The sequence below is a fragment of the Streptomyces sp. NPDC031379 genome (assembly GCF_055569615.1).
Genome location: NZ_JBVIIT010000041.1, coordinates 30,834 through 56,581, shown reverse-complemented (window position 1 = coordinate 56,581; position 25,748 = coordinate 30,834). Strand labels below are relative to the sequence as shown.

Here is a 25,748-nt window from a genome sequence, read left to right as displayed (position 1 = left end):
TCGGGTTCCGAGACGCGCAGGGCGCCGATGACACCGCGCTGGAGCATGCCGTTGCCGTCCTGCTGTTCGTACACGTACAGGCCCGGCTCGGGGTCGGCGGTGAGGATGCCCTCCCGCAGCCAGCGGCGCAGGGTGTCGGCGGCCTGTTCGGTGCGGGCGCTGGGGGTGCCGGCCTGGGGCAGGATCAGCCGGACGATGTTGTGCGGGTCGGCCGACTGGAGGTGGTGCACCCCGTCGGGGCGCACGACGACGTCGTACGGCGGAGAGGTGACGGAGGCCAGGCTGCCGACCCGGTCGGGGTCGTAACGAAGGCCGCGGAACGGGGTGAGTTCCAGGCCCCGGCGCGCCATTGCTTCCGAGTGACCTGCAGTGTTCATCCCGGCATCGTACGTGTGTGAGCGGCATGCGGGATGATCGGGGGAAAGGCGAGTCGACGAGGAGCGATGCGGAAATGAGCCAAGGCGTCAGGACGAGGCCCGAGGGCAGTGGGCAGCCCCTGAGCGAGGCGTACGACACGGCGCTGCTCGATCTGGACGGGGTGGTGTACGCGGGCGGGAACGCCATCGCGCACGCGGTGGACTCGCTGGCGGTGGCGCGGGCGGGCGGTATGCGGCTGGCGTACGTCACCAACAACGCGCTGCGGACGCCGGACGCCGTGGCCGGGCATCTGACCGAGCTGGGCATACCGACGGGGGCCGAGGACGTCATCACCTCCGCGCAGGCCGTCGCGCGGCTGATCAGCGAACAGGTGCCGGCGGGGGCGCGGGTGCTGGTCGTGGGTGGTGAGGGGCTGCGGGTGGCGCTGCGCGAGCGGGGGCTGACCCCGGTCGAGTCGGCGGACGACGATCCGGCGGCGGTGGTGCAGGGGTACGGCGGTCCCGAGCTGCCCTGGGGGCGGTTCGCGGAGGCCTCGTACGCGGTGGCGCGCGGGGTGCCGTGGTTCGCGTCCAACACCGATCTGACGATCCCGAGCGGGCGGGGCATCGCGCCGGGCAACGGGGCGGCCGTGCAGGTCGTACGGATCGCGACCGGCGCCGAGCCGCAGGTGGCGGGCAAGCCGCTGCCGCCCATGCACAAGGAGACGATCATCCGGACGGGTGCGGAGCGGCCGCTGGTCGTCGGCGACCGGCTGGACACGGACATCGAGGGCGCGTTCAACGGCGGGGTCGACTCGCTGCTGGTGCTGACCGGCGTCACCGACGGGGCCCTGCTGCTCGCCGCGCCGCCGCAGCACCGGCCGACGTACGTGGACGCGGATCTGCGCGGGCTGCTCACCGGGCAGCCGGAAGTCACCGGAAAGGGTGACGGGTTCCGCTGCGGCGGGTGGACGGCGAGCGCCGGCGCGGACCGGCTGGAGCTGGACGGGGACGGCGAGACGCCGGACGGGCTGCGGGCGCTGTGTGCGGCGGCCTGGACGGCGGCCGGGGAGGGCTCCTGCGAGCTGGACGGGGGGAAGGCGCTGGCCCGGCTCGGACTCTGAACCGGGCCTGTGGGACCCGGGGATCGAGAAAGTATGCGAGGGTAGGCTAACCTAACCTCGTGTTGGTCGACAGTCCTCCGGAACAGCGCGCGGCTACCGCCCCCGCGCCCCCAACCCGCCGGGCGGCCAGGGCCTTTGGGCTCCTGCTCGCCGTCACGATCCTGGTGCTCGTCGCTCTGGCGAGCATCGCGGTCGGGGCGAAAGCGCTGCCGTTGGACCAGGTCTGGCACGGCCTGTTCCACGACACGGGGACGTACGGCGACGTCGTCGTGGACGAGCGGCTCTCGCGCACGGTCCTCGGCCTGCTGGTCGGTGCCGCGCTCGGCCTGGCCGGGGCGGTGCTGCAGGCGCTCACCCGGAACCCGCTGGCCGATCCCGGACTGCTCGGGATCAACGCCGGCGCCTCGGCGGCCGTCGTCACCGCCATCACCTTCTTCGGCGTCACCAGCCTCACCGGGTATGTGTGGTTCGCCTTCCTGGGCGCCGCGGCGGTCGGCGCGCTGGTGTGGTTCCTCGGCGGCAGCCGGGGCGCCACCCCGGTGCGGCTCGCGCTCGCCGGTACGGCGATCAGCGCGGCGCTCTACGGCTATCTCCAGGCCGTGATGATCCTGGACGACGCGGCGCTGGGCAAGATGCGCTTCTGGACGGTGGGTTCGCTGGCCTCGGCCACGAACTCGACCATCACGCAGGTGCTGCCGTTCCTCGCGGTCGGCACGCTCCTCGCGCTCGTGCTGGCCCGGCCGCTGAACGCGGTGGAGATGGGCGACGACACCGCACGCGCCCTCGGCGCCGACCTCAACCGCACCCGCGCCCTGGCCATGCTGGCCGCCACCGTGCTGTGCGGTGCCGCCACCGCCGCCTGCGGGCCGATCATGTTCGTCGGTCTGATGGTCCCGCACGTGGTGCGCTCCTTCACCGGCCCCGACCTGCGCTGGATCCTGCCCTACGCCACGGTCCTGTCGCCTGTGCTGCTGCTCGGCGCCGACGTCATCGGCCGGGTCGTGGTCCGCCCCGCGGAACTCCAGGTCGGCATCGTCACCGCGATCATCGGCGGCCCGGTCTTCATCTTTCTCGTACGACGGCGGAGGACGGCCCAGCTGTGAAGACACACTCCAGGAGCCGTGCCGTACGCGCCCCCGGTGGGCTCTCCCTGCGTCTGGACCCGCGGGCCCTGATCGTCGTCGTCCTCCTCCTGGCCGCCGCGCTCGCCGCCGGAATCGCGCTGATCGGCACCGGCGACGCCCAGATCCCCGCGGCCGACGTGCTCAGGACGCTCGCCGGGAACGGCACCGCGTACCAGGACTTCATCGTCAACGAGCTGCGGCTGCCGCGCGTCCTCGTCGGCCTGCTGGTCGGCGCCTCGCTGGGCCTCGGCGGGGCGCTGTTCCAGGCCATCTCCCGCAATCCGCTGGGCAGTCCGGACGTGCTCGGCCTGTCGCAGGGCTCGACGGCCGGCGCGCTGATCGTGATCGTGCTGATGTCCGGCAGTTCCACGCAGGTCACGGTCGGCGCGCTGGTCGGCGGACTGGCGACCGGTCTCGCGATCTATCTGCTCGCCTGGAGACAGGGGGTGCACGGCTACCGGCTGGTCCTGGTCGGCATCGGCGTCTCCGCCGTCGTCACCGCGGTCAACGGCTATCTGCTCACCAAGGCCGACCTGGTCGACGCGGCCCGCGCGGTCGTGTGGATGACCGGCTCGCTCAACGGCCGTGACTGGTCCCAGGTCTGGCCCCTGCTCGGCCTGTGCGCGGTCCTCGTCCCGCTGGTCCTAGCCAACGCGCGCGGCCTCAGGATGATGGAGATGGGCGACGACGTCGCGGGCGCCCTCGGCGTGCGCGTCCAGCGCGTCCGGCTGCTGCTGATGGTCTGCGCCGTGCTGCTGACCGCGGCCGCCACCGCCGCCGCCGGACCCGTCAGCTTCGTGGCCCTCACCGCCCCGCAGCTCGCCCGGCGCCTGACCCGCTCGCCGGGACCGAACCTGGTGCCCTCCCTCTGCATGGGCGCCGCCCTGCTCGTCGCCGCGGACTGGGCCTCGCAGCGCGCCTTCGGCGCCGACCAGCTGCCCGTCGGCGTGGTCACCGGCGTCCTCGGCGGCGGCTATCTGCTGTGGCTGCTGGTCACCGAGCGCAGGGCGGGCCGGATATGAGGCGCGCGCGGGGCGGGCCGGATGCGAGCGGCACGAACACGAACACGACGAGGAGCACTGTGAACCGCCTGTCCGCCGAGAACGTCACCCTCGCCTACGACCAGCGGGTGATCGCCGAGCAGCTGTCGGTGGAGATCCCCGACAACTCCTTCACCGTGATCGTCGGCCCGAACGCGTGCGGCAAGTCGACGCTGCTGCGGGCCCTGTCACGGATGCTCAAGCCCAGTCGGGGCCGGGTGCTGCTCGACGGGCAGGCCATCCAGTCGATGCCCGCGAAGAAGGTCGCCCGGACCCTCGGCCTGCTCCCGCAGTCGTCCGTCGCGCCCGACGGCATCACGGTCGCCGACCTCGTCGGCCGGGGCCGCTACCCGCACCAGGGCCTGCTGCGCCAGTGGTCCGCGGAGGACGAGCGCGTCGTCCAGGAGTCGATGCGGCAGACCGGGGTCGCCGAGCTGGCCGACCGGTACGTGGACGAGCTGTCCGGCGGGCAGCGGCAGCGCGTGTGGATCGCCATGGCGCTGGCCCAGCAGACCCCGCTGCTGCTCCTGGACGAGCCGACCACCTACCTCGACATCCAGCACCAGATCGACGTCCTGGACCTGTGCGCGGAGCTGCACGAGACCCAGGGCCGCACCCTGGTGGCCGTCCTGCACGACCTGAACCACGCCGCCCGCTACGCCACCCACCTCGTCGCCCTGCGCGGCGGCGAGGTGATCGCCGCGGGCGCGCCGAACGACATCGTGACGGCCGAACTGGTCGAGGAGGTGTTCGGGCTGCGCTGTCAGGTCATCGACGACCCGGAGACGGGGACCCCGCTCGTGGTGCCGGCCGCGCGCAAGGCACGGGCGCAGCGGGTCACAGCAGCTTCCTGAGCCGGAACAGGTCCAGCAGGCTCGCCTCCAGTCTCACGTGGCCCCTGCCCCAGGCGGTCGCGAAGTTCAGTGCGCCGTCCACCAGGGCCACCAGGTCGTCGCCGGTCAGGGCGAGCCTGATCTGCGCCTTCTCGCGCGGCGGCCCCGGACGGGTCTCGTCGACCTCGATCCGGCCGCCGGTCATCCGGCCCGCGAAGGTGATGTCGAGATCGGTGATGTGGCAGCTCACCGAGCGGTCCAGGGCGGCGGCCGCACGCACCTCGCCCTCGGTCCCCTGCATGTTGTCCGAAAGCTTTCCCAGTGCGGCGCGGCACTCCTCGATCGTGGCCATCGCCACCGACGGTACCCCAGGGGTTCGAGGTAGCGTCTGGGCATGAGCGAGTCCGTGTCCGAGGCCGTCCCGCAGGCCGCCGCGATCGTCACAGAGCCGGGGCCCGAGCCCGAGTACGATCCCGCCGCCCCGGCCCCCCTGAACGTCCCGCGTACCCCCACCGGCGACGCCGAGGTCGACGCCCGGCTGGAGCGGCTGGCCGACGCCGACCACCTCGCCACCGACGGGCATCTCGAGGTGTACGAGGATGTACACCGGGGGCTGCGCGACGCGCTCACCGCGCTCGACGCCCGCCCGGGACCTTCGGCTCCCACCCGTCACCCGGCCGCCCCTCAATGAGACCCTTCGGGTCACACCTTCAGATCGTCGTACCACCAGAGCAGGAGCTGAACCGAACGTGGCAGGAGTCGCACGCCGCCGTCTGGACGCGGAGCTGGTCCGCCGGAAGCTCGCGCGCTCGCGCGAGCACGCCAGCCAGCTGATCGCCGCCGGGCGGGTCACCGTCGGCAAGACCGTCGCGACCAAACCGGCCACGCAGGTGGAGACCGCCGCGGCGATCGAGGTGCAGTCCGACGACAGCGACCCGGACTACGTGTCCCGGGGCGGGCACAAGCTCGCCGGCGCGCTGCAGGCGTTCGTGCCGCAGGGGCTCGCCGTCGAGGGCCGGCGCGCGCTGGACGCCGGCGCGTCCACCGGTGGCTTCACCGATGTCCTGCTGCGCGCGGGCGCCGCCCACGTCGTCGCGGTGGACGTCGGATACGGACAGCTCGCCTGGTCTCTGCAGAGCGATGAACGCGTCACCGTCAAGGACCGTACGAACGTACGCGAGTTGACGCTTGAGGCGATCGATGGGGAACCTGTGGATCTTGTCGTGGGCGATCTGTCCTTCATCCCGCTCGGGCTGGTGCTGCCGGCCCTGAAGCGGTGCGTGAAACCGGACGCCGACCTGGTGATGATGGTCAAGCCGCAGTTCGAGGTGGGTAAGGAGCGGCTCGGCAGCGGGGGTGTCGTACGGAGTCCGCAGCTGCGGGCGGAGGCCGTGCGGGGAGTGGCCGAGAAGGCCTGGGAGCTGGGGCTCGGGGTGCGTGGCGTCACCGCGAGCCCGCTGCCCGGCCCCTCGGGGAACGTCGAGTACTTTCTCTGGCTGCGGGCGGGGGCACCCCAGGTGGACCCGGCCGACGTCGACCGTGCAGTGGCGGAGGGGCCGCGTTGACACAGAACCTGGCGCGTACTGTTTTCCTGCTCGCCCACACCGGGCGGCCCGCGGCGATCCGCAGTGCGGAACTCGTCGTCAAGGGCCTGCTGCGGCATGGCATCGGGGTGCGGGTGCTGGAGGAGGAGGCGCGCGACCTGCCGCTGCCGGACGAGGTGGGACTGGTCAAGGAGGCGACTCCCCAGTGCCTCGACGGCTGCGAGCTGCTGATCGTCCTCGGCGGCGACGGCACACTGCTGCGCGGGGCCGAGTTCGCGCGTGCCTCCGGGGTGCCGATGCTCGGCGTCAACCTCGGGCGCGTCGGGTTCCTCGCGGAGGCCGAGCGGGACGACCTCGACCGGGTGGTCGACCGGGTGGTGGCGCGGTCGTACGAGGTCGAGGAGCGGATGACCGTCGACGTCGTCGTGCACCGCAACGGGGACATCGTGCACACCGACTGGGCGCTGAACGAGGCGGCCGTGCAGAAGGCGGGCGCCGAGAAGCTGCTGGAAGTCGTGCTGGAGATCGACGGGCGGCCGGTGACGGGTTTCGGCTGCGACGGCGTCGTGCTCTCCACGCCGACCGGGTCCACCGCCTACGCGTTCTCCGCCGGGGGGCCTGTGGTGTGGCCCGAGGTGGAGGCGCTGCTGATGGTGCCGATCAGTGCGCACGCGCTGTTCGCGAAGCCGCTGGTGACCTCGCCGGACTCCGTGCTCGCCGTGGAGGTGCTGCCGCACATTCCGCCGGGTGTCCTGTGGTGCGACGGGCGGCGGACCGTCGAGCTGCCGCCCGGGGCGCGGGTGGAGGTGCGGAGGGGGGCTGTGCCGGTACGGCTGGCGCGGCTGCATCACTCGTCCTTCACCGACCGGATCGTGGCGAAATTCGCCCTGCCGACCACCGGGTGGCGGGGGGCGCCTCACTAGCGCCGCTCGTGGGGGTGGTTCCGTTTCGGCGGCGGGTGCGGGTGCTTCGTGGCCGGTCGCGCAGTTCCCCGCGCCCCTTCGGACGGGACCACTCGCCGGAGTGATAGGGGCGGCCTGTGTGCACTCCCCGCCCCGGACCTCGTATGGTCTGTTCCGTGTTGGAGGAGATGCGGATACGGTCGCTCGGGGTCATCGACGATGCTGTCGTCGAGCTGTCGCCGGGGTTCACAGCCGTCACCGGTGAGACGGGTGCGGGCAAGACCATGGTGGTCACCAGCCTGGGACTGCTGCTCGGTGGCCGGGCCGACCCGGCGCTCGTGCGGATCGGGGCCGAGAAGGCGGTCGTGGAGGGGCGGATCGCCGTGCCCGCGGACGCCGCCGCCGTCGTACGCGCGGAGGAGGCCGGGGCCGAACTGGACGACGGGGTCCTGCTGATCAGCCGTACCGTCTCCGCAGAGGGCCGCTCGCGGGCCCACCTGGGCGGTCGCGGGGTGCCCGTGGGGCTGCTCGCCGAGCTGGCCGACGAGCTGGTGGCCGTGCACGGGCAGACCGACCAGCAGGGACTGCTGAAGCTGTCGCGGCAGCGGCAGGCGCTCGACCGGTACGCCGGGGACGCGGTCGCCGTGCCGCTCGCCAAGTACACGGAGGCCTACCGGCGGCTGCGGGCCGTCTCCACCGAGCTGGAGGAGATCACCACGCGCGCGCGTGAGCGGGCGCAGGAAGCCGACATGCTGCGGTACGGGCTCGACGAGATCGCCGCCGTGGAGCCGCGGGCCGGGGAGGACGTCGAGCTGGCCGAGGAGGCGGAGCGGCTGGGGCACGCCGAGGCCCTGTCGTCCGCCGCGACGGCCGCGCACGCCGCTCTCGCGGGCAATCCCGAGGACCCCGAGGGGATCGACGCCTCCACCCTCGTCGCGGGCGCCCACCGGGCCCTGGAGGCCGTGCGGTCGCACGATCCGGCGCTGGCCGCGCTCGCCGACCGGATCGGCGAGGTCGGCATCCTGCTGGGCGATGTCGCGGGTGAGCTGGCGGGATACGCCGACGATCTCGACGCGGATCCGCTGCGGCTGGCCGCGGTGGAGGAGCGCAGGGCGGCGCTGGGCGGCCTCATGCGCAAGTACGGCAACAACGTGGATGCCGTCCTGGCCTGGGCCGAGCAGAGCGCCGCGCGGCTCACCGAGCTGGACGGCGACGACGAGCGGATCGAGGAGCTGACCGCCGAGCGGGACGCGCTGCGCGTCGAACTGGGCGGGCTCGCACAGGCGTTGACGGACGCGCGGACGGAGGCCGCCGAGCGGTTCGCCGCCGCCGTGACCGCCGAACTGGCCTCCCTCGCCATGCCCCACGCGCGCGTGTCCTTCGACCTCCGGCAGACCGAGGACGCCGAGGGCGTCGAGGTCGGCGGCCGTACGGTCGCCTACGGGCCCTCGGGCGTCGACGAGGTCGAGCTGCTGCTCGCCCCTCACCCGGGCGCCCCGCCCCGGCCCATCGCCAAGGGCGCGTCCGGCGGTGAGCTGTCCCGCGTGATGCTGGCCGTGGAGGTCGTGTTCGCGGGTACCGACCCCGTGCCGACGTACCTCTTCGACGAGGTCGACGCCGGTGTCGGCGGCAAGGCGGCGGTCGAGATCGGCCGGCGGCTGGCGAAGCTCGCCAGGACCGCGCAGGTCGTCGTGGTCACCCACCTGCCCCAGGTCGCCGCGTTCGCCGACCGGCAGCTGCTCGTCGAGAAGACCGACGACGGGTCCGTCACCCGGTCCGGTGTGAAGGTCCTGGAGGGCGAGGAACGCGTCCGGGAGCTGTCCCGCATGCTGGCCGGCCAGGAGGACTCCGAGACGGCCCGCGCCCATGCGGAGGAACTCCTGGCGGCGGCCCGGGCGGACGCCTAGGAGTGCGGTCGGGACGAAGGACCGGCTTCGCGCTGGCCGCCGGTGTGACGCGGGCGGGCATGGCGGTCCTGCGCAGGACCGCGCCCGGCGGGCGTGCGCGCTGGGAGCGGCGGAACCACGCCGGGCGGAGCGTCGGGATGTATGCCGGGCCGGCGTCGGCCGGGGCGGCGGTGGTGGGGGCCGCGCGGGTTCACCCCGGCGCCGGGCTCGCGGTGCTGGCGGCCGGGGTCTGCGGTGCGTACGACGACGTCGCCGGGGATCACCGGCGCGGGTTCCGGGCGCATCTCGGGGCGTTGCGGGACGGCGAAGTCACCAGCGGGGCCGTCAAACTGTTCGGGATCTCGGCCGCGGGGCTGGCCGCGGGGGCCCTGCTCAAGGAACGGCCGGCCGACAAGGTGCTGGCCGGTGTCGTGATCGCCGGGGCCGCGCATTTCGTCAATCTCGTCGACGTACGCCCCGGGCGGGCGGCTGGCGCGGTGCTCGCGTTCGGGGCGCCGGGCCTGCTGCGGAGGGGACCGGGCGGCGAACTGACCGCGGCCGTCATGGGGGCCGCAGCGGCCGTGCTCCCCGACGACCTGGGTGAGCGCGTGATGATCGGGGACACGGGGGCGCACGCGCTCGGGGCGGCGCTCGGTACCGCCGTGGTCGCGTGCAACCAGCGCGCGGGACTGCTCGCGCACGCCGCCGCCGTCGTGGCCGCCGCCGTCTACGGGGACCGGGTCACCGCGTGGGCACGGGCGCTGTGAGGCGCTGAGCCGGTCGCCCGCGCTGCCCTGCGGGGCGGAGCTGATCGCCTCCGGGGCCGCGGTCGGCCGACCGCGCCGGATCCGGTCCGTGCCGTTCGGCCGGGCCGGGGTTGCTTTCACCCGTGTGGGTGACGTGCTCCGGCGCATTGCCCCGGTTCGCCGCACGGTGCGCCCACCCACGTTTCCCGGAACAGGCGTACGTCCTGGCATGCTTGGCGGGGAACGCGGGGCGGGCGGCAGGCCGGGACGATCCGCGCCGCAGGCGCGCGGGGTACGTCCTTCCACCCCCCTGACCCCGCTACCTTCTGTACGTTTCCCCGTGACCACACCACGCCGAACCAGGAGCCCCGGCCGTGAGCCCCGTGAGCAGCAACGCACCGCACGGCCAGTCGCCGCTGCGCACCGTGCAGGTGCTGGGCGGAGGCAACGCCGGCAGCAGCGCGCACGTGCGTTCCCTCGCCGAGGGGCTCGTGGCGAGGGGCGTACAGGTCACGGTGTGCGCCCCCGCCGAAGCCGACCACGCCTACGACTTCACCGGGACCGGCGCCGAGCACGTCCACGTGCCACGCAGCAGCGACCCGGCCTCCGTGGCCGCGCTCCGATCGGCCTGCGCCGACGCCGACCTCGTGCACGCGCACGGACTGCACGCCTCCTTCCGCGCCGTGCTCGCACTCGGCGGACGCAGCACCCCTCTGGTGGTCACCTGGCACAACCGGGCGCGGGCCGAGGGGGCGCGGGCGCATCTGCTGCGGCTGCTGGAGCGGCGGGTGGTGAAGACGGCGGCCGTCGTCCTCGGCACCAGCTCCGACCTGGTCGACCGGGCGCGCCTATGCGGCGCGCGCGACGCCCGGCTCGCGGGCGTCGGCCTGCCGGGACAGCACCCGATCTCCGCCCCTCCCGGCCGCGCTCGGGCGGGGGGACCCGCCTCCCGGGACGACCTCGACCGGCTGCGCCCCAAGATCCGGGCCGAACTCGGCACCACCGGCCGCCCGATGCTCATCGCGGTCGGCTCACTCGACCGCCACCGCGGCTACGACGTCCTGCTCGACGCGGCCCGCGCCTGGCGGGACCTGGACCCCGTGCCGCTCGTCGTCGTCGCCGGGGAGGGCCCGCTGCGGCCGGTGCTGCAGCGGCGGATCGAGGACGAGGAGCTGCCGGTGCGGCTCATCGGCCGCCGCGAGGACGTGCCCGAGCTGCTCGCCGCCGCCGACCTGGCGTTGCTGACCAGCAGTTGGGAATCGCGGTCCGTCCTCGCCCAGGAGGCGCTGCACGCGCGCGTGCCGCTCGTCGCGACCCGCGTCGGCGGCATCCCGGACCTCGTCGGAGACGCGGCCGAACTCGTCCCGTACGGCGATGCGGAGGCGCTCGCCGACACCGTCGTACGCCTGCTCGTCGATCCGGAGCGGCGCGAACTGCTGCGGGAGCGGGGCCTGCGGCAGGCCGCCACCTGGCCGACGGAGGACGAGACCGTCGCCCAGGTGCTCAGCGTGTACGACGAGTTGACCCAGCCCCGGCCGCTCGCCTAGGGGACGTGGCGGCGGGCGCGGAGGGCCAGGCTCAACGCCAGGACCGTCTGCGGGTCGTCGAGGTCGGTGCCGAGCAACTCCCCGATGCGGGCGAGCCGGTTGTACAGGGTCTGGCGGTTGAGGTGCAGTTCGCGGGCCGTCTCGGCCTTGCGGCCGGTGTGCGCCAGATAGGTCTCCAGGGTCGGCAGCAGCGGCGGCCTGGAGCGGTGGTCGTGGTCGCGCAGCGGGCCGATCGCGCGGTCCACGAAGGCAGCCAGGTCCGGGTGGTCGCGCAGCCGCCACAGCAGCAGGTCGATGTCCAGGCGGCGGGCGTCGTACCAGGGGCGGTCGGTCAGTCCCTGGGCCGCCGCCGCCGTCTCCGCCGCGTGCCGCAGCCCCGCCGAGGCGGCCGCCCAGCCGCCCGCCACGCCGACCACCACCACCGGCGGGGGAGAGCCCGGCCGCCGCATCCCGGCCCGCTCCACGCCCGCGCGCAGCGCCGCCGCCACCCGGTCCGCGACCGCCGACCGCTCCGACTCCGAGCGCAGCCCCAGCAGCACCAGCACCCGGCCCTCCAGCGGCCGCACCCCCAGCAGCACCGGCACGCCCACCGCGGCCAGCTCCTCCGAGACCGCCCGGGCCAGCACCGCCCAGCCGCCGCCGGGAGACAGGGAGTCGCCGACCCGCATCACCACGGGCAGCAGCGGGCTGTCACCGGGCTTGAAGCCGAGGACCCGGGCCTGCGCCGGCGCGTCCTCCGCCGTGATGCGGCCCTCGGCGAGATCGGTGAGGAAGTCACCGCGTCCGCGCGCCGCCAGCTCCTCCTCCTGCCGGGCCTGCATCAGCACCACGGCCAGGATGCCCGCGGCCCGCTCGGCGGCGATCCGGTGCACCGGAGCCAGCGATGAGCGGACCGGCAGCAGCACGAGCCGGGCGCGCACCGAGCCCGCCGTACCGGGACCGCCGCCGGGGACGTCCACGAGCACCGAACCGGCCGGCGGCGGGACGTCCTTCTGCGGGCCGCGCAGCCCCTCCCACACCTGCAGCGGATCCGCACCTTCCGGACCGGACCCGGCGGCGTACAGCAGCCGGCCGTCCGCCGTCTCCAGGAACACCGGATTGGCGCTGAAGTCGGCCAGGATGCCCAGCACCTGCGGCACCCCGCCACCGCTCAGCAGGGCCTCCGTGCAGCGCCGGTGCACCTCCTCCGCCCGCTGCAGCAGCGCGTAGTGGCCGTTGACGATCTCCGTGTGGATCTCCTCGGTCACCGTCACGAACGGCACCTCGCGGTGCAGCTGGACCAGCGGGAGCCCGGCGCTGCGGGCGGTGTCCACCAGAGCGGCGGGCAGCCGGGCGAAGCGCGGGCCCAGCTCCACCACCAGGGCGGCGATCCCGCGCTCGGCGAGGGTCCGTACGAAGGCCCGCTGCTCGGCGGGGCGGGTGCCGAGGCCGTAGCCGGTGGTGAGCAGCAGTTCGCCGCCCTTGAGCAGCGAGGCGATGTTCGGCACCTCGCCGGCGTGCACCCAGCGCACGGTCCGCCCCAGCCGGTCGGCGCCCGCCAGGATCTCCGGCAACCCGCTGCGCAGGCCGGGCAGCTCCAGGGCCCGCTGCACGGTGATGCCGGCGCCCTGGGTGTCGAATCGGTTGTCCGTACGGCTGTCCATGCAGCGGACGCTACCCGCGCACACGTTCCGGCGACATCTCCGCGCGGTCACGAAGACGATCTTGGCGCCCTCGCGCGCGTCACGAGGTCACCGGTGGGCGGTGGGGTCAGACGGGCCTGATGTTGTGGTTGAAGCGGAACACGTTGTCCGGGTCGTACCGCCGCTTCACCTTCTCCAGGCGCAGGGTGTTCCCCTCGCCCAGACCCGCCCTGACCCGCTCCGGGCCCTCGTCCCCGATGAAGTTCAGGTAGACGGCGCCGGTGCTCCAGGGCCGGACGTCGGCGCGGACGTCCCGCACCCACGTGATCGCCCGCTCGTCGTCGGCCGGATCCGTCCAGATGGCGAACGGGTGCGCGGCCCAGGCCGCGTCCCGGTACGGCACCGGGTACTCGTGCGGACCGGAGGCGATCGCCCCGCCCTGCGGGAACAGCAGATGCTGGGTGCTGGTCGGCACCGGCATGCTGTCCGCGCGGGCGCAGAAGACCCGCACCAGGTCGTCCGGGAGAGCGGTCAGGTACTCCGCCGACCAGTAGTTCCGCTGCCCAGGCGGATCATCGAGCATGCACTGCACGTCGGCGTACGGCATGTCACCGGCCAGCTCCACCTCGTGCGGCAGCGCGAGCAGCGGCTCGGCGAGCTTGCGCAGCTCGTCCTCGCCGCCCGCATACGTCAGCAGCGCGGCGCAGACCAGCTTGCCCACCAGCTCCGCGGGCATGAAGTCCTCGGGCGGACCGGTCAGGTACAGCACCGCACCGCTCACCTCGTCCGGCCCGGTACGGATGATCTCGCGGAAGGTGCGGGTCACATCCGGTCCGGACTGCGGCAGGAACATCAGCAGGACGATCGAGAACTCCGGCAGCTCGTACAGCCGCAGGGTCAGCGCGGTGGCGATGCCGAAGTTGCCGCCCCCGCCGTGCAGGGCCCAGAACAGCTCGGGGTTCTCATCGGCGTTCGCGTGCACCCGCTCGGCGTCCGCGGTCACCAGTTCCACGCCCAGCAGATTGTCGGCGGCGAGCCCGAAGGCCCGGTCCAGCCAGCCGGTGCCACCGCCCAGGACGAAGCCGCCGACACCGGTGGTGGACGCCCGACCGCCGGTGGTCGCGAGACCGTAGGGCTCGGTGGCCCGGTCCAGATGGCTCATCGTGGCGCCGCCCTCCACCCGGGCCGCCTCGGCCGCCGGGTCCACGGTCACCTGATGCATCCGGCGCAGGTCCACCACGAGCGCACCGTCGCCCAGCGCCGTCCCGGCCACGCTGTGACCGCCGCCGCGCACCGCGATGTGCAGGTCCAGCTCCCTGCCGAAACGCACGGCCCGCACCACGTCGGTGGCGTCCGCGCACTGGGCGATCACGGCCGGCCGCCGGTCGATCATCGCGTTGAAGACGGTCCGGGCCTCGTCGTAGCCCGGGTCCCCCGGGGCGAACACGTCGCCGACCAGATCCTCGCGGAGCGCGGCGAGGGCCGCGCCCGCCTTCGACGGGGGAGCCATGGCCGCCCCCTTCCGTGCAGGGGCTGGGTGACTCTCCCAGCGTAGGCGCGCGCGGCCCGCCGCTCCTGCCGTGGGCCGCAGGATCCGGCTCAGACGACCTCTGTCCCGCCGGCGTCCGTCACGGTGAGGCCCGTGTGAGGGCGGTCCCGGCATGATCCCTGGTGTGCGAGGGTGGCAAAGCATCGGTGTCCGCTCGTCCACTCGTCGGTGATGCCGAGGGCAAGGTCGGCGGCAGTCCTGTGGAGCGCTCGTCGTCCGAGCCGTGCCCAGGGAAAGAACGGACCGCTCTGGCCCTGGAGGTTCTCGAACCTGGCAGTGCACTGCTCTTCGACGTCGTCGATGTCGACCTCGACGACGAGACGTCCGGTGGGGGCGATGAGCCGACCGCAGCGGCGCAGCAGGCCATGAGGATCGCCTCCGATGCCGATGTTGCCGTCGATGAGGAGGACCGTCTGCCAGCCTGTCTCAGCCGGCAGCCGGTCGAACACCGATCGGCAGAGTGCGAGTCCGCCCAGGGCGGTGGTCAGGGCGATCGCACGAGGCGCGATGTCGACCCCGAGGGCGAAGACGCCCCGGCCCAAGAGTGCCCTGCACATGCGGCCCGGGCCGCAGCCGACATCGAGGACAGGACCGATGCAGCGTTCCAGCACTGTCTTGTCGGTCGCCGTGGGCTGCTCGTGCCACCGGTGGACCGGCACCCGGATTCGGCGCCCATCGGCCAGCCGCAGGTACACCGGTTCCCGGCCGGGGCGCAGGGCGAGCGCGTAAGGATCCTCGTCGGCGTCGTACAGCTCGTCCTCGTCCGTCGTCACGGTGCTGCGCCATGTCCTGCGGCGGGTCGGCTCTCGTCGCCGTGGCCGGCCCGCCTCACGCGGCGCAGTCTCATCGCGAAGGCCAGCGCGGAGGTCGCGAAGAGTACACCGGTGATCGCCAGCCATCGGCCGAGGTAGACGCTGTCGGACAGCCCGGTGTCACCGGGGTAGGGGACCGCCAGACGGAAGATGAGGGGAAACCAGACCAGCAGGAGCAGACCCGAGAGGAAGGCGGGGACACGCAGGTGGTTGATCCACGGCACCGACGGTCCGTCGGCGGCTCGGTGCCGCAGTACGGAGAGGGCCGACAGGTCGGCCACCGAGTACAGGGGCAGCAGGATGAGGTCGTGGAGGATCGCCGCGCCGACGAACCAGATCGCCACCTCCCAGGGCTGGACCGCGAAGAGGCGCACCATGGCGTAGCCGGCCAGTGCGAAGGAGGCGATCAGGACGAGCAGGTGCAGAGGACCGGAGCCGTACCAGCGGACGAATCGTGCCATGGTCACGCCCTGAAGGTGAGCCGGTGCACCCACTTGGTGTTGTTCACGCCGGGGTTGGCCGGGACGATGATGCGGGCCGGGTAGCCGTGGTCGAGCGAGAGGTCCGCGCCGTTGACGCGTAGGGCGAGCAGCGCTCGGGGGTCGTGGATCTGGTTGCCCCGCAGCACCACCTGGGTGAAGGGGCCGGGCGGCTGGATGGACTTGACCAGAACGCTTCCCGCGTCGGGCATTCCGGCCAGCGCGGCGAGGTCGGCCAGCCGTAGGCCGCTCCAGTGCTGGTCTTCGGTGGACCATCCCTCCACGCAGGCGATCGGCAGTGCGGCGGCGTGCTGGGACATCGCCAGAAGCTGATCGCGGGTGAAGATCCGCGGCGCTCCGCGCCCGAGAACCTCCAGCCGCCAGTTCGGTCCGACGAGCGCGGGGGTGACGCCCACTTTCGCCGCCGTCTTGTTGATCTGGAAGCTGTTCGGGCCGCTCCCCGGATCGCGGTTGTGCGGCGCGAGCAGCGCTGTGCCGCGCAGCCGCCCGCCGATGCTCTGTCCGGCCGTCACGACGAGGAGGAGCAGCGATCCCGCTCCCACCATGCCCACCGCGCCGCGGCGGGTCATCGTCGGCGGGCCGGGAGCCGCTGCCACCAGGCCGTCGGGATCGGGTGGTTCGGGCACGGTGTGGGCAAGGTCGGTGCGCAGTTCGGCGCCCAGGCCGCGCGAGCGCAGCGCCCGTGTCATCCGGCCGAGTCTGAGGCACACGTGGACGATGAAGGCGGCGATGAACACCCAGGCGCCGTAGAAGTGCAGGCGGTAGAACGAGCCTGGGAAGACGTAGTAGAGCTGGATGTTGAAGATGCCGGTGACGAATTCGAAGATGACGCCGCCGACCAGCATCAGCAGGGACAGCCTCTCCAGGCCGTGGGCGATGGAGCGTACCGGCAGCCATTCGAACAGCTTCGGGATCACCGACCACAGCTTGGCCAGCAACACCGGCACCAGCACCACGCCCAGCGTCACGTGCACGCCCTGGAGCAGCCGGTACAACCAGTAGGGATGCGTGGGCCAGCTGAAGAGGTAGAAGCCCAGGACGCCCTTGTCGGGGGTCTCGTCGTTGATGGGGCTCAGCCCGGGGTTGTAGGAGGCGTAGGAGAGCAGTCCGGTGATGAAGAGCAGCGGAATGCCGATCAGGAGGACCAGTCCGAACACCGATGTCAGCCATGGCCCGCGGATCGGACTGCGCCAGAATCCGGGACGGAACGGCCCCGGGGGCGGGGGAAGCCGCCCGATGCGCTGTGCCGTTGCACGAGTCCGGGCACGGCCCGCGGCAGCGGCGGCAACCGCAGTGCCACGTAGGCGCTTCAGTCGCTTCTGCGGTGGCTTCTCTTGCGACCTGCGGCGTCGAGACCCACCGGTCGGGGCCGGACCCGACGGCCGTTCGCCACTTGCCATCGGCCCGTCTCCTCCAGTCTTCGAGTCGTGCTCGCATGGTCCGCGACGCGTCCGGGCCGGGATTGCCGCGCTTGTCGCGTCCACGGGCCCCTGCTCCCGGCGGACGCAGCCGTCCGGGTTGGTGTCCCTACCGGTGTTCGGGGTTCTCGTAGTCGCGGCGGCAGCCGGCATCCCAGGCGGTGCGCTGGTTGCCGTAGGCGGGGATGCCGCCGAGGTCCTTCAGTGCCCGGGCCAGGTGCAGGAGGTTCCAGGTCATGAAGGTGGTGTTGCGGTTGGTGAAGTCGTTCTCCGGGCCGCCCGAGCCGGGGTCGAGGTAGGAGGGGCCGGGGCCCGCCTCGCCGATCCATCCGGCGTCCGCCTGGGGCGGGATGGTGTAGCCCAGGTGCTGCAGGCTGTAGAGGACGTTCATGGCGCAGTGCTTGACGCCGTCCTCGTTGCCGGTGATCAGACAGCCGCCTACGCGGCCGTAGTAGGCGTACTGGCCCGCCTCGTTGAGCAGGCTGGAACAGGCGTAGAGGCGCTCGATCACCTGCTTCGTCACGGAGCTGTTGTCGCCCAGCCAGATGGGGCCCGCGAGGACGAGGATGTCGGCGGCCAGGACCTGCTGGTAGAGGTCGGGCCAGGCGTCCCTCTCCCAGCCGTGCTCCGTCATGTCGGGCCACACACCGGTGGCGATGTCGTGGTCCACCGCCCGTACGACATCGACGTGCACCCCCTGTGCGCCCATGATGGCGGTGCTCCGGTCGATCAGACCCTGGGTGTTGCTCGTCTCCGGCGAGCGTTTGAGGGTGCAGTTGATCACCAGGGCCCGCAGGTCGTCGTATCGGGCCGGCGGTGTGTCGGTGGCGGGCGACGAAACGGTCACACGGTCCTCCAGAACCCCTCTGCGCAGCACGATGCTCGGCGGCGCGCGTCCACATCCGGCTCCAGCCTGCGGGCAGCCCGCGGCAGCCGCCATCACAGTGCCGCCGAACGGCCTCGGCATGCTTGATGCATCGGTATCCGCACGGCCACCATGGTCGGCGGCCGATCAGTGGCCGGGGCCGGTGGGCGTGCCTACGTTCGGCGCTCAAGCCACCGGGAACGGGCGAACCGGCAGGAGCGAGGTATGAAGCACCGAATCAGCGTCCTCGGCGCCGGCTATGCCGGGGCCTACGTGGCCGGGACCCTGGCCCGCCGGCTGTCCCCAGCGGACGCAGAGGTCACCGCCGTCGGCCCCGAGCGCCATGTCGTCCGCGTGGCCGACGCCGACGGCGGCGGCGAACCCGGCTACGACACGCTTCTCTGCGCGCTCGGCAGCCACGGCGACGACCGCAGTCCCCGGTGCGGCCGAGCACGCCTTCGACGTCGCCGCCAGGCCCTCGGCCCTGCGCCTGCGCGAGCGTCTGGACAGGCTGGACGGCCTGTTCCTCGCCGCCGCCTCCTCGGGCCGCACCGAGCGGCTGGTGGCGCTGGGCCGGCTTCAAACCCACACCCGCGAAACGGCGCCTTGCCGGCGGCACGCCCTCCGCCCACTACGCGCTCGTCAACGGCGCCCCCGCCATCCTCTACGGCAAGATCGCAACCGTGCGCGGCATCGCCGCCCCCAACCCGCCTCGTCCGCCTCACCGAAGCCTGGCGGCAGCACGAACCGGACACGCCGCTCATCACCCAGTGGTGACCACGACGCCGACCGGGGCCACGCGCAGTACACGCGACTGCACCAGCCGTATGCGGACAGCGAGGTCAGGCGCCTTACTCCCGCACCCGCTCAGCCGCCGTAGGCCCCGGAGGCCGTCAGCCGCAGCGCGGTGTCGATCAGCGGAACGTGGCTGAAGGCCTGCGGGAAGTTGCCGACCTGGCGCTGCAGGCGCGGGTCCCACTCCTCGGCGAGCAGACCGAGGTCGTTACGCAGCGCGAGGAGCTTCTCGAACAGCTTGCGGGCCTCGTCCACCCGACCGATCATCGCCAGGTCGTCCGCCATCCAGAACGAGCAGGCCAGGAAGGCGCCCTCGTCGCCGGGCAGGCCGTCGACGCCCTCGTCCTCGCCCTCCGTCGGGTAGCGCAGGATGAACCCGTCCGGGGTGGACAGCTCGCGCTGGATGGCCTCGATCGTGCCGATCACGCGCTTGTCGTCCGGCGGCAGGAAGCCCATCTGCGGGATCAGCAGCAGCGAGGCGTCCAGTTCCTGGGAGCCGTAGGACTGGGTGAAGGTGTTGCGCTCCTTGTCGTAGCCCTTCTCGCACACGTCCCGGTGGATGTCGTCGCGCAGCTCCTTCCAGCGCTCCAGCGGGCCGTCCGCGTCACCGGACTCGATCAGCTTGATGGTGCGGTCCACCGCGACCCAGGCCATCACCTTCGAGTGCACGAAGTGCCGGCGCGGGCCGCGCACCTCCCAGATGCCCTCGTCCGGCTCCTGCCAGTGGTCCTCCAGGTAGCGGATCAGCTTCAGCTGGAGGAGGGAGGCGTAGTCGTTGCGGGCGAGCCCGGTCATGTGGCCCAGGTGCAGGGCCTCGGTGACCTCGCCGTAGACGTCCAGCTGCAGCTGGTGCGCGGCGCCGTTGCCGACCCGGACCGGGGCGGAGTTCTCGTAGCCCGGCAGCCAGTCCAGCTCGGCCTCGCCCAGTTCGCGCTCGCCGGCGATGCCGTACATGATCTGCAGGTTCTCCGGGTCGCCGGCGACCGCGCGCAGCAGCCACTCGCGCCAGGCGCGGGCTTCCTCGCGGTAGCCGGTGCGCAGCAGCGAGGACAGGGTGATCGCCGCGTCCCGCAGCCAGGTGTAGCGGTAGTCCCAGTTGCGGACGCCGCCGATGTCCTCCGGCAGGGAGGTGGTGGGGGCCGCGACGATGCCGCCGGTGGGGGCGTACGTCAGCGCCTTCAGGGTGATCAGCGAGCGGATCACCGCCTCGCGGTACGGACCGTGGTACGTACAGTGCTCGACCCACTCGCGCCAGAAGTCCTCCGTCGCCTCCAGCGAGGTCTCCGGCTCCGGCAGCGGCGGCGGCTCCTTGTGCGAGGGCTGCCACGAGATGGTGAACGCGATCCGGTCACCCGGGGCGACCGTGAAGTCGGCGTAGGTGGTCAGCGCCTTGCCGTAGGTCTCCGCCTGCGTGTCGAACCACACGGAGTCGGGACCGGCGACCGCCACCGTCCGGCCCTCGTGCTTGTGCACCCACGGCACGACCCGGCCGTAGGAGAACCGCATCCTGAGGGCCGAGCGCATCGGCACCCGGCCGGTGACGCCCTCCACGATCCGGATCAGCTGCGGGGCGCCGTCACGCGGCGGCATGAAATCGGTCACGCGGACCGTGCCGCGCGGGGTGTCCCACTCCGACTCGAGGATCAGCGAGTCGCCGCGGTAGCTGCGCCGGGCGGCGGTGGGGGGCTTGGCGTCGGCGGCGTGCGCCGGGCCGAGCCGCCAGAAGCCGTGCTCCTCGGTGCCCAGCAGGCCGGCGAAGATGGCATGCGAGTCGAAGCGGGGCAGGCACAGCCAGTCCACCGTGCCGTCCCGGCAGACCAGTGCGGCGGTCTGCATGTCTCCGATGAGTGCGTAGTCTTCGATGCGCCCGGCCACGTGCAACTCCAGTCGAACGGCCACGTCACCCCCGCGCAGGGGGGCTGTCGCTAGTGCGGTCAAGGGGTCGTTGTTATGCGTCGTTGAGCGGTGAAGCAAAGCAGCCCGCCGAGCCCTGAGGCAACACGACAGTCTTAGCTCAACGAACTGCCGCGCTCTCGTTGTTCCGGGTGATGGTGGCGGGGGTGTGCCGTCGTTCCGGCCGGGCTCGGCAGCGAATGTCCGAGCAGGATACGACGCACGTAGATGATCTGCGTGCTGCTCCGGACAACCTGTGTGAGCCGAACGAGTGAGCAGGGGGTGACGGCGGTGTGACCGGAGCGCGCCACGGTGACAGGTGTGGCGTCGTCGCGTGCCCGGCCGAGCGCGGAGCGTGGCCGGAAGCCATCTCCTCCGGGCGCTGATACCCTGGTAGCCCGTGGACCGGTGGGCCTGAAGCCCCCGAACCGCAGCGACGGCACCCCCGGAAACCTCCGGGCGGAAGCCGCCCCGCATCACCGCCAGCGACCACGGGAGCCCCCTCTTGGCCATGCCGCCCCCTGTTTTTCGAAACAGCACAGCCACGACGACCAAGCACATCTTCGTCACCGGGGGTGTCGCCTCCTCTCTCGGCAAGGGCCTGACGGCCTCCAGCCTGGGCATGCTGCTCAAGGCCCGCGGTCTGCGCGTCGTGATGCAGAAGCTCGACCCGTACCTGAACGTCGACCCGGGCACGATGAACCCCTTCCAGCATGGTGAGGTGTTCGTCACCAACGACGGCGCCGAGACCGACCTGGACATCGGCCACTACGAGCGCTTCCTCGACCGGGACCTGGACGGCTCCGCCAACGTCACCACCGGTCAGGTGTACTCCACCGTGATCGCCAAGGAGCGGCGCGGCGAGTACCTGGGCGACACCGTGCAGGTCATCCCGCACATCACCAACGAGATCAAGCACCGCATCCGGCGCATGGCCACCGACGAGGTGGACGTCGTCATCACCGAGGTCGGCGGCACGGTCGGCGACATCGAGTCGCTGCCGTTCCTGGAGACCGTTCGCCAGGTCCGCCACGAGGTGGGCCGGGACAACGTCTTCGTGGTGCACATCTCGCTGCTGCCGTACATCGGCCCCTCCGGCGAGCTGAAGACCAAGCCGACCCAGCACTCCGTCGCCGCCCTGCGCAACATCGGCATCCAGCCCGACGCGATCGTGCTGCGCTGCGACCGCGAGGTCCCGACCGCCATCAAGCGCAAGATCTCGCTGATGTGCGACGTCGACGAGGCCGCGGTCGTGGCCTGCCCGGACGCCCGTTCCATCTACGACATCCCGAAGGTCGTGCACACCGAGGGCCTGGACGCCTACGTGGTGCGCAAGCTGGACCTGCCCTTCCGGGACGTCGACTGGACGACCTGGGACGACCTGCTCGACCGCGTCCACAACCCCGACCACGAGATCACCCTCGCCCTGGTCGGCAAGTACATCGACCTGCCCGACGCCTACCTGTCGGTCACCGAGGCGCTGCGCGCCGGCGGCTTCGCCAACAAGGCCCGCGTCAAGATCAAGTGGGTCACCTCCGACGACTGCAAGACCCCGGCCGGCGCCAAGGCCCAGCTCGGTGACGTCGACGGCATCTGCATCCCCGGCGGCTTCGGCGAGCGGGGCGTGACCGGCAAGGTCGGTGCGATCCGCTACGCCCGCGAGAACAAGGTCCCGCTGCTGGGCCTCTGCCTCGGCCTGCAGTGCATCGTCGTCGAGGCCGCCCGCAACCTGGCCGACATCCCGGACGCCAACTCCACCGAGTTCGACCCCGCCACCGCCCACCCGGTCATCTCCACCATGGCCGAGCAGATGGACATCGTCTCCGGCGAGGGCGACATGGGCGGAACGATGCGCCTGGGCATGTACCCCGCCAAGCTGGCCGAGGGCTCCATCGTCCGCGAGGTCTACGACGGCAAGGAGTACGTCGAGGAGCGGCACCGCCACCGCTACGAGGTGAACAACGCCTACCGCGCGGAGCTGGAGAAGAAGGCCGGCATCCTCTTCTCGGGCACCTCCCCGGACGGCAAGCTCGTCGAGTACGTGGAGTACCCGCGCGACGTCCACCCCTACCTGGTCGCCACGCAGGCGCACCCGGAGCTGCGCTCGCGTCCGACCCGGCCGCACCCGCTGTTCGCCGGGCTCGTGAAGGCCGCCGTCGAGCGGAAGAATTCGAAGTAGCACACCAGTTGTACGGTGGCCGGGGTGCATACCTTCAAAGGTGGGCACCCCGGCTTCCGTATGAGGCCGGTTCTTTACCTGCACGTGTGGAAGGACAGGGCATGACGATCAAGGACACCCCCGAGGAGTGGGAGATCCGGGCGACGGAGACCCCCTTCACGGGCAACAAGACCTCCGTCCGCACGGACGACGTGGTCATGCCCGACGGCTCCGTGGTCCGCCGCGACTACCAGGTGCACCCCGGTTCGGTCGCCGTCCTCGCCCTGGACGAGGAGGACCGGGTCCTGCTGATCAACCAGTACCGCCACCCCGTGCGGCACAAGCTGTGGGAGATCCCGGCCGGCCTGCTCGACGTGCCCGGCGAGAACCCGCTGCACGCGGCCCAGCGGGAGCTGTACGAGGAGGCCCACGTCAAGGCCGAGGACTGGCGGGTGCTGACCGACGTGTACACCACCCCCGGCGGCTGCGACGAGGCCGTACGGGTCTTCCTCGCCCGTGATCTGTCCGAGGCCGAGGGGGAGCGCTTCGAGGCGGAGCACGAGGAGACCGACATGGAGTACGCGCGCGTGCCGGTCGACGAGCTGGTGCGCCGGGTCCTGGCCGGTGACCTGCACAACAACTGCCTGGTGGTGGGCGTCCTGTCGCTGGTCGCCGCCCGCGCCGGGGACGGGCTGGACGCTCTGCGGCCGGCCGGCGCGCCCTGGCCGGCGCGCCCCTTCGAGTCCTGAGCCGAGCCCGTCCGGCGTACTGGTGTGACCATCGCCTGATCCGATCGGGCGATGTGTCCGCCGTGCTCCTCACGGAACGTCGCAGAGAGTGAACTAGGCTCTGGCAACGCCCGTACCGGAAGATCCGGCGGGCTTGCGCGTGCGGTGGGACGGGAGTGTGGCCCGTGACGGATCAGGCGGTGGACACAGACGATGCGCGACTGTCCGCGCACCCGGCCGTGGACGGTCATTTCCTGGGCCGTACGCGGGAGTTGAAGGAGCTGCGCGCCGACATCGAGCGCGCGGGGCTGGACACCCTCTCCGGCCGCAAGGCGCCTCGCGCGCGCGTGCTGCTCATCGCCGGCCGCCCCGGATCGGGCCGGACCGCACTCGCCGAGGAACTCGTCCGGCAGGTCGCCGAGCGTTACCCCGACGGGGTGCTGCGGGCCCGGCTCAGCGAACCCGACGGCACCCCCGTCCCGGTCGAGCGGACCGCCCGCGAGCTGCTGGCCGCGCTGGAGCTGCCCGCCCCGGCCGGAGCCGCCGAGGACGACCTGACCGAGGCGCTGCGCTCGGCCCTCGCCGACCGGCGGGCGCTGCTCCTGCTGGACGACGCGGCCGGCGCCGACCAGGTCGACGCGCTGCTCCCGGAGGCCCCCGGCTGCCTGGTGGTGGCCGTCTCCGGCGGCCCGCTCACCGGGATCGCCGACGTCCGCCCCTGCACCCTCGGCGGCCTCGACACCAAGTCCGCGGTGGAACTGCTCACCGGCTTCACCGGCTCGGTCCGCGTCACCGTCGACCCGCGCTCCGCGGAGAGCCTGGTCGAGGCCTGCCAGGGCCACCCGGCCGCACTGGTCCTGGCCGGCGGCTGGCTCGCCGCGCGTCCCCAGGCCGCCGTCTCCGACCTCGCCAAACGGCTGCACGGCGGCACCGACGACAGCGCCGACGCCAGCCCCCTGGCCCGCGTCCTGCGGCTCGTGTACGCCCAGCTGCCCGGCGCGGCCTCCCGGATGGTGCGCCTGCTCTCCCTCGCCCCGGCCGGCCTGGTCGACCCGCACACCGCCTCCTCCCTCGCCGGCTGCTCGGTCGACGCGGCCCGCGCCGTCCTGGACGACCTCGTCGCCCTCGGCCTGCTGCGCGCGACGGACTCCCCGCTGCCCCAGTACGACGTCCCCGGCTGCCTGCACCCCCTGCTGCGCGCCCTCGCCCAGAGCCAGGAGCGGCCCGCGGAGCTGCAGCTGGCCCGGGCCCGGATGCTGGAGCGGACGGTGCGGCTGCTGCAGTCCTGCCGGGCGATCACCGAGACGGACAGCCCGCAGTCCCGGGAGAAGCTGAGCGCCATGCCCCGCGAGGTGCGCTTCCCGAACCCCCGGGCCGCCGCCGACTGGCTGCGCATCCGGCGGCCCGCCCTGCTGGCCTCCGCGCGCCTGGCGGTGGCCGACGGGGAGCTGGACACCCTGGCCAGGAGGCTGCTGTCCCAGCTGGTCAGGGCCATCGTGGCGCATGAGGGCACCCAGGCCGCGGCTCCCGACCTGTACGGCGTCCACGGCCTCGTCCTGGATGTCGCCGAGCGGCGCGAGCTGCCCCGGGAGAAGGCCGCGGCCCTGCTGAACCTGGGCGATCTGGACGCGCAGACCGGCCGCACCCGGGACGCGCTGGCCCGCTACCGGGCCGCGCTGGACGCCGGACGCGAGGCGAACGACCCGTACGCGACCGGCCGGGCGATGGAATCCGTAGGCGGGGCGTACCAGGAGCTGGGGGACTACGACCGCGCCGCCGACTGGTTCGGCCGGGCCCTGGCCGAGCGGCTGGCCCGGGGCGAGCGCGAGCCGGCCGCCCGGCTGTACGGCCGGATCGCCACGGCCCACACCTACGCGGGCCGCTACGGCGAGGCGCTCAGGAACTGGCGGGCCGCCGTCGCAGGCCATCGCAAGAGCGGCGATGTCCCCGCCCACGCCCGGGCGTTGAGCGAACTGGCCCGGGTGCAGGAGTACGCGGGGCGGCCCGAGGAGTCGCTGCGCACCTGCCAGGAGGCGGTGGAGTGGGCGCGGCGCGCCGAGGACGTCCGGTTGCAGGCCGCGCTGCAGCTGCGGCTGGCCGACACCCTGGAGCGCCTCGGCGACCCCGCCTCGGCCCACCTGCACCGCGCCGCGGCCGAGCGCATGCTGGTGGAGGAGCCATCGGAGAGCGAGGAACGGCCGGAAGTCGACGTGAGTGCCTGCGAAATCCGCAGTGCATCCGGCGAAGATTGATGCAATGAAAGGCTAGACAGTCGGAACACCTTCATTAAACTGGCTCTGCCGCAC

The 25,748-nt window shown here is 72.7% G+C and carries 22 protein-coding genes and 2 pseudogenes; 15 read left to right on the top strand and 9 right to left on the bottom strand.

Annotated features, from left to right (window positions below):
* On the bottom strand, positions 1-377 hold a 377-nt coding region (locus tag ACZ5CW_RS39015), incomplete at its 3' end, for a DUF1015 family protein (protein ID WP_468610178.1).
* 74 nt (positions 378-451) lie between these two features.
* On the opposite strand from ACZ5CW_RS39015, the gene ACZ5CW_RS39010 reads away from it, so the two are divergent.
* Genes ACZ5CW_RS39010 through ACZ5CW_RS38995 form a run of 4 tightly spaced genes read left to right on the top strand, consistent with a single transcriptional unit; the run spans position 452 to position 4,498 of the window.
* Positions 452-1,480 carry an HAD hydrolase-like protein gene (locus ACZ5CW_RS39010; RefSeq protein ID WP_468610176.1) on the top strand — a complete coding sequence of 343 codons (1,029 nt, stop codon included), beginning with the start codon at positions 452-454 and terminating at the stop codon, positions 1,478-1,480.
* A 59-nt stretch (positions 1,481-1,539) separates the two neighbouring features.
* Positions 1,540-2,583, top strand: coding sequence for a FecCD family ABC transporter permease (locus tag ACZ5CW_RS39005; RefSeq protein WP_468610174.1), 1,044 nt, complete (start codon positions 1,540-1,542; stop codon positions 2,581-2,583).
* The gene (locus ACZ5CW_RS39000) at positions 2,580-3,626 is read left to right on the top strand and encodes a FecCD family ABC transporter permease (RefSeq protein ID WP_468610172.1); all 1,047 of its coding nucleotides are present in this window, start codon (positions 2,580-2,582) and stop codon (positions 3,624-3,626) included. Before ACZ5CW_RS39005 ends, ACZ5CW_RS39000 begins: the two co-directional genes overlap by 4 nt.
* 59 nt (positions 3,627-3,685) lie before the next feature.
* Positions 3,686-4,498, top strand: a complete 813-nt coding sequence (locus ACZ5CW_RS38995) for an ABC transporter ATP-binding protein (protein WP_468610170.1) — start codon at positions 3,686-3,688, stop codon at positions 4,496-4,498.
* Here the strand turns inward: ACZ5CW_RS38995 and ACZ5CW_RS38990 are convergent.
* Positions 4,482-4,829, bottom strand: coding sequence for a sterol-binding protein (locus ACZ5CW_RS38990; RefSeq protein WP_468610168.1), 348 nt, complete (start codon positions 4,827-4,829; stop codon positions 4,482-4,484). The two genes, ACZ5CW_RS38995 and ACZ5CW_RS38990, sit on opposite strands and share 17 nt — an antisense overlap.
* 42 nt (positions 4,830-4,871) lie before the next feature.
* On the opposite strand from ACZ5CW_RS38990, the gene ACZ5CW_RS38985 reads away from it, so the two are divergent.
* The 6 genes from ACZ5CW_RS38985 to ACZ5CW_RS38960 all read left to right on the top strand — a co-directional run bounded on the left by ACZ5CW_RS38985 (position 4,872) and on the right by ACZ5CW_RS38960 (position 11,102).
* Positions 4,872-5,168: a hypothetical protein gene (locus tag ACZ5CW_RS38985; protein WP_468610166.1), complete on the top strand. Its 297-nt coding sequence runs from the start codon at positions 4,872-4,874 to the stop codon at positions 5,166-5,168.
* A 58-nt stretch (positions 5,169-5,226) separates the two neighbouring features.
* On the top strand, positions 5,227-6,042 hold the full coding sequence (locus tag ACZ5CW_RS38980) for a TlyA family RNA methyltransferase (RefSeq protein ID WP_468610164.1): 816 nt from the start codon (positions 5,227-5,229) through the stop codon (positions 6,040-6,042).
* Complete coding sequence (locus ACZ5CW_RS38975; RefSeq protein WP_201842339.1) at positions 6,039-6,944, top strand: NAD kinase; 906 nt, start codon at positions 6,039-6,041, stop codon at positions 6,942-6,944. The genes ACZ5CW_RS38980 and ACZ5CW_RS38975 overlap by 4 nt, the downstream gene beginning before the upstream one ends.
* 143 nt (positions 6,945-7,087) lie before the next feature.
* A complete protein-coding gene (gene recN, locus ACZ5CW_RS38970; protein ID WP_468610162.1) occupies positions 7,088-8,830 on the top strand; it encodes a DNA repair protein RecN in 1,743 nt (580 codons plus the stop codon).
* Between the two features lie 59 nt (positions 8,831-8,889).
* A complete protein-coding gene (locus ACZ5CW_RS38965; protein ID WP_468610190.1) occupies positions 8,890-9,576 on the top strand; it encodes a hypothetical protein in 687 nt (228 codons plus the stop codon).
* Positions 9,577-9,929: 353 nt separating this feature from the next.
* Positions 9,930-11,102, top strand: a complete 1,173-nt coding sequence (locus ACZ5CW_RS38960; protein WP_468610160.1) for a glycosyltransferase family 4 protein — start codon at positions 9,930-9,932, stop codon at positions 11,100-11,102.
* Here the strand turns inward: ACZ5CW_RS38960 and ACZ5CW_RS38955 are convergent.
* The 6 genes from ACZ5CW_RS38955 to ACZ5CW_RS38930 form a co-directional block, all read right to left on the bottom strand.
* Positions 11,099-12,745, bottom strand: coding sequence for a PucR family transcriptional regulator (locus tag ACZ5CW_RS38955; protein WP_468610158.1), 1,647 nt, complete (start codon positions 12,743-12,745; stop codon positions 11,099-11,101). The genes ACZ5CW_RS38960 and ACZ5CW_RS38955 overlap by 4 nt on opposite strands.
* Positions 12,746-12,851: 106 nt before the next feature.
* Entirely contained in the window at positions 12,852-14,234 is a 1,383-nt protein-coding gene (locus ACZ5CW_RS38950; protein ID WP_468610156.1) for an FAD-binding protein, read from the bottom strand.
* An 89-nt stretch (positions 14,235-14,323) separates the two neighbouring features.
* Positions 14,324-15,046 (bottom strand): class I SAM-dependent methyltransferase, encoded by a 723-nt coding sequence (locus ACZ5CW_RS38945; RefSeq protein WP_468610154.1) that lies wholly within the window; start codon positions 15,044-15,046, stop codon positions 14,324-14,326.
* A complete protein-coding gene (locus tag ACZ5CW_RS38940) occupies positions 15,043-15,546 on the bottom strand; it encodes a hypothetical protein (protein WP_468610188.1) in 504 nt (167 codons plus the stop codon). The genes ACZ5CW_RS38945 and ACZ5CW_RS38940 overlap by 4 nt, the downstream gene beginning before the upstream one ends.
* Positions 15,547-15,548: 2 nt before the next feature.
* Positions 15,549-16,742: a molybdopterin-dependent oxidoreductase gene (locus ACZ5CW_RS38935; protein ID WP_468610152.1), complete on the bottom strand. Its 1,194-nt coding sequence runs from the start codon at positions 16,740-16,742 to the stop codon at positions 15,549-15,551.
* Positions 16,743-17,112: 370 nt separating this feature from the next.
* Positions 17,113-17,850, bottom strand: coding sequence for a flavodoxin family protein (locus ACZ5CW_RS38930; RefSeq protein WP_468610150.1), 738 nt, complete (start codon positions 17,848-17,850; stop codon positions 17,113-17,115).
* 243 nt (positions 17,851-18,093) lie between these two features.
* Between ACZ5CW_RS38930 and ACZ5CW_RS38925 the strand changes: the two are divergent.
* Both ACZ5CW_RS38925 and ACZ5CW_RS38920 read left to right on the top strand, forming a co-directional pair.
* Positions 18,094-18,382 (top strand): annotated as a pseudogene (locus tag ACZ5CW_RS38925) (oxidoreductase); the annotation flags it as partial.
* Positions 18,383-18,391: 9 nt separating this feature from the next.
* Positions 18,392-18,645, top strand: a pseudogene (locus ACZ5CW_RS38920) (RNA polymerase subunit sigma-70); the annotation flags it as partial.
* Positions 18,646-18,735: 90 nt separating this feature from the next.
* Here ACZ5CW_RS38920 and ACZ5CW_RS38915 read toward each other — a convergent pair.
* Entirely contained in the window at positions 18,736-20,538 is a 1,803-nt protein-coding gene (locus ACZ5CW_RS38915; protein ID WP_468610186.1) for a glycoside hydrolase family 15 protein, read from the bottom strand.
* Between the two features lie 529 nt (positions 20,539-21,067).
* Here ACZ5CW_RS38915 and ACZ5CW_RS38910 point away from each other — a divergent pair.
* The 3 genes from ACZ5CW_RS38910 to ACZ5CW_RS38900 all read left to right on the top strand — a co-directional run bounded on the left by ACZ5CW_RS38910 (position 21,068) and on the right by ACZ5CW_RS38900 (position 25,694).
* A complete protein-coding gene (locus tag ACZ5CW_RS38910) occupies positions 21,068-22,735 on the top strand; it encodes a CTP synthase (protein ID WP_468610184.1) in 1,668 nt (555 codons plus the stop codon).
* 101 nt (positions 22,736-22,836) lie between these two features.
* Entirely contained in the window at positions 22,837-23,463 is a 627-nt protein-coding gene (locus ACZ5CW_RS38905) for an NUDIX domain-containing protein (protein ID WP_468610148.1), read from the top strand.
* Between the two features lie 164 nt (positions 23,464-23,627).
* The gene (locus ACZ5CW_RS38900) at positions 23,628-25,694 is read left to right on the top strand and encodes a tetratricopeptide repeat protein (RefSeq protein ID WP_468610146.1); all 2,067 of its coding nucleotides are present in this window, start codon (positions 23,628-23,630) and stop codon (positions 25,692-25,694) included.
* The last annotated feature ends 54 nt before the right edge of the window (positions 25,695-25,748 follow it).